Source organism: Mordavella massiliensis (assembly GCF_016902415.1).
In the GTDB taxonomy this organism is placed as follows: Bacteria; Bacillota; Clostridia; order Lachnospirales; family Lachnospiraceae; genus Merdimonas; species Merdimonas faecigallinarum.
Map to the genome: position 1 here is coordinate 1 of NZ_JACJLV010000082.1, position 3,728 is coordinate 3,728.

A 3,728-nucleotide genomic window follows, 5' to 3' on the forward strand; every position below is an offset into this window, starting at 1 on the left:
ATAATGCGATTAACGGGACGGACTATGACAATCCGGAAGAACTGGAGGTCAACACCCTGGAAAATGTGCTGTACCTTTCCATGAAGAACGATTTGTCTTTCCTGATCGACGCGGAGTTGAACTTGTATGAGCACCAGAGCACTTATAATCCCAATATGCCTATGAGGGGGCTTCTGTATTTCGCAGGTGTTTACAACAGACATATTTCCAGCCGTGAGATCAATATTTACAGCAGTTCACCTAAAGTATTTCCTTTTCCCCAGCACATCGTGTTCTACAACGGGACCCAGGAGGAACCGGACCGGAAGATTTTAAAACTGTCAGATCTCTTCCAGCGGCCAACCGGGGAGAAAGAGCCCTGCCTGGAATGTCAGACACTGATGTTGAATATCAATTATGGGCATAACCGGGAATTGATGAAAAAATGCAGACGTCTGGAGGAATACGCCATCTTCGTGGATACCATCCGGAAGAATCAGGCGAAAGGGCAAGATCTGCAGGAAGCAGTGGAAGGGGCGGTGGAAAGCTGTATTGCCGGCGGGGTCCTGGCGGATATCCTGAGATTGCAGAAAGCAGAGGTGGTACAGATGGTACTGGAAGGATTTGACCAGGAAGCATACGAAAAAGCCATGAAAAAAGAGGGTTATGAGGATGGATATCAAGATGGTAAAAAGGAAGAGCAGGAGCGGGGAATCGGTGGCTTGATCCGTTCTTTGAAGGAATTCGATATTCCGAAGGGGCAGATTTTGCAAAAACTTCAGGACACCTATCAGCTTACGGAAGAGGAAGCAATGGGTTATATAGAGAAAAATTGGTAGATGAGATGTGATGGAGAAACAGACAGATGGATACAGCTACACTTTTGTTTTTTGAACAGCAGCCGGAAGCGCTTCCATTGTATGAAGCATTTGCAGGCGCAGTTATGGATCAATATCCGGACACGAGGATTAAGGTGCAGAAATCACAGATATCCTTTTCAAACCGGTATCTCTTTGCCTGCGTATCTTTTGCCCGGGTAAAAAAGAAGAAAGAGCTGCCAGATCCCTACCTTGTGATCACGCTTGGCATGCCTTATCCGCTGGAATCTCCCCGGGTGGCCGTGAAGACAGAACCTTATCCGGGGCGGTGGACGACGCATATCGTGATCGGATCAGCAGATGAGGTGGATGAAGAACTGCTGGGCTGGGTAGCAGAGGCGTATACCTTTGCGAATACGAAATAAAAGTTTCCACAGAAAAAGACGGAGTGAGATTTTTGGAAAGCAGCAGAAGAGAAAAAGGAAACAGAACTTTTTACATAGTGGTAGGAATTATTATACTGGTTTTGCTGTCATTATATACGCTATTTATGATGTGGGTAGGCGGCGGGTATCTTGAAGAAGGGATCGCAGGCTATATCACACATATAGTGAAAAGAGTAATTCTTATCATAGTAGCGGGAGGATTGCTGGTTTATTCTTACCGGAGGATAGAAAGCCGGAAAGGTGCTTTGCTGTGGCTTCTTTTTCTCTGTATTTCGCTTTTTTTCTGTTTTATTTTTTTGAGAAATATAATCCTTGACATTCCATATATTTCTAAGCCAGAGTGTACGCGATTGCGGGTTATCTCATGGGATGTTGATACGGAAATGGACTATTATATCCCCTATAAGATAGAAGGACTGGATGAAGATGGAAAAAAGCGGCGGTTCACAGTGAACAAAAGCACATACAAACGATACAGCAGGGAGGATAGTATAAACATAGCGGATGTAATGTATCTGCCTCGTACGAGAGTTGTAATGAAACTTGATATGGGGGATGCTGAGACAGAAGAATAAGGTTTCTTTGCTTTTAAGGGGATTGACGGCAGAAAGCTGGAAATGCTGTTTCTTGCGCCTGAAGAGCGGGGAAGGGGATTGGGAAGAAAGCTGCTGGAATATGGCATTACAGAATATGGCGTCAAAGAACTGACTGTCAATGAGCAGAATCCACAGGCAAAAGGATTTTATGAGCATATGGGATTCCGGGTTCGGGAAAGGTCAGAGATTGACGAGCAGGGGAATCCGTACCCCATCTTGTTTATGGAATTACAATAGCCTGGAATGGATAGTTGCAAGATAAAGGATGTGATGGAACATTTTATTACTTCGCGACTATGGGTTGACGCATTTCCATGCTTAAATGGTGGCTTTGTAACGGATCTTGTTGTTACAATGATACCAAACGAGGAAATAGATATGATTGAAGTATTATTTGGAGAAAGCGAAGCAGCCTCCATGAAAGCTGCAAAAACTAAGGTAATATTGGGGCATGTAAGTGGACCAACATCGGTATGGAAGTCAGGGAAAAAGACACCGCCAGAGAGACCTTTTACTGGTTGGGTAGAAGGGACGGTGGAAGAAGTGATCTGTCTTGGTTTTATGCTGGATATTGGTAATATCAAAGAGGCCGTAGACAGTCAGTACCGGAAACATCTGATTTATTCCATGTACGCACAAAATCAATATGGTAAGAATCCGGAAATAGATGAAGAACTGAAATTGACAGGGGAAGTTTACACGAATGAATTATTGCGTTTGAGAAAGTATCTCGAAGATGGAGAGATAATCCGGATATGGTACAGCGACGCGCCCTATTTCAGATGTGGCTTTTATAGTCTGTGTCAAATGCTGAAAAACTATAAGAATGAGATTCATGTCGTAAAACTTCCTGAATATGTAGTAAGAAAAACGAGTGTTATTTCATATAGAAACTGGGGCGAAGTCTCGGCGGAGGAATTTGCGGGGTTCTTATCCTATGAAAGGATACTGACCAAAGAAGAGGTGGGGATATATGCGCTGTTATGGGCAGAATTGACAGAGGACAACAGCCCGCTCAGAGCTGTGATAAATGGAAGAATTACCGGTGTTCAAGAAGATTTTCATGATTTTTTGATATGGAAAAAACTTACATATAAGCCAGTCAAAGAGGCAAGATTGATAGGCGATATTCTTGGGAATTTTCAGATAGGCATGGGCGACTGGTGGTTTGCAAAGCGAATCGAATATTTTATTCAGCAGGATAAAATTAAGGTATTGGAAGATTCCGAAAACAAATATGCGAGAGTGATTTGTAGGGCAGATGGCAGGGAATAGATTTGTCTATTCTGCCATCTTGTTTTTTAACAGCTTATCCACTATAATGAACAAACAATCAATGGGAGGGTTCTTCTTCCCGCAAAGGCCGGATCTTCCGGCCGTCCATTTTATATCCGGCGGTTTCCGCTACTTTATTCCAGACCTTTTTTGAGCTCACTTAAAGGTTGCAACGGTTTGTTTTGTTTTCTATAATGAAAGGAGAAAATCAATGATGCAACAATTTCATACTCAGGAATATCCCACTGCGAACCGCAACTACAAGGATCGCCTGTTTCGCTTTGTGTTTAAGAACAAGAAGGACCTTCTGGATCTATATAATGCGATCAACGGGACGGACTATGACAATCCGGAAGAACTGGAGGTCAACACCCTGGAAAATGTGCTGTACCTTTCCATGAAGAACGATTTGTCCTTCCTGATCGACGCGGAGCTGAACCTGTATGAGCACCAGAGCACTTATAATCCCAATATGCCTATGCGGGGGCTTCTGTATTTCGCAGGTGTTTATACCAGACACATTTCCAGTCGTGAGATTAATATCTACAGTAGTTCGCCCAAGGAATTTCCCTTTCCTCAGCACATTGTATTCTACAATGGAACCCAGGAGGAAC

4 protein-coding genes and 2 pseudogenes are annotated in these 3,728 nt (G+C 43.5%); all 6 read left to right on the forward strand.

The features are described from left to right. The coding region (locus H6A13_RS12620) for a hypothetical protein (protein WP_204909896.1) at positions 1-818 on the forward strand (818 nt) is incomplete at its 5' end. A 26-nt stretch (positions 819-844) separates the two neighbouring features. Further along, the gene (locus H6A13_RS12625; RefSeq protein WP_204909897.1) at positions 845-1,222 is read left to right on the forward strand and encodes a DUF5655 domain-containing protein; all 378 of its coding nucleotides are present in this window, start codon (positions 845-847) and stop codon (positions 1,220-1,222) included. 32 nt (positions 1,223-1,254) lie between these two features. Further along, entirely contained in the window at positions 1,255-1,818 is a 564-nt protein-coding gene (locus H6A13_RS12630; RefSeq protein WP_204909898.1) for a YrzE family protein, read from the forward strand. A 9-nt stretch (positions 1,819-1,827) separates the two neighbouring features. Then, a pseudogene (locus H6A13_RS12635) lies at positions 1,828-2,076 on the forward strand (GNAT family N-acetyltransferase); the annotation flags it as partial. Between the two features lie 141 nt (positions 2,077-2,217). Continuing rightward, the gene (locus H6A13_RS12640; RefSeq protein WP_243424803.1) at positions 2,218-3,114 is read left to right on the forward strand and encodes a DUF3658 domain-containing protein; all 897 of its coding nucleotides are present in this window, start codon (positions 2,218-2,220) and stop codon (positions 3,112-3,114) included. Between the two features lie 211 nt (positions 3,115-3,325). Then, a pseudogene (locus H6A13_RS12645) lies at positions 3,326-3,728 on the forward strand (hypothetical protein); the annotation flags it as partial.

Excerpts from the sequence above, each read along its gene's own strand:
- H6A13_RS12625 (WP_204909897.1), top strand. The coding sequence starts at position 845 with ATGGATACAGCTACACTTTTGTTTTTTGAACAGCAGCCGGAAGCGCTT.
- H6A13_RS12640 (WP_243424803.1), top strand. The coding sequence starts at position 2,218 with ATGATTGAAGTATTATTTGGAGAAAGCGAAGCAGCCTCCATGAAAGCT.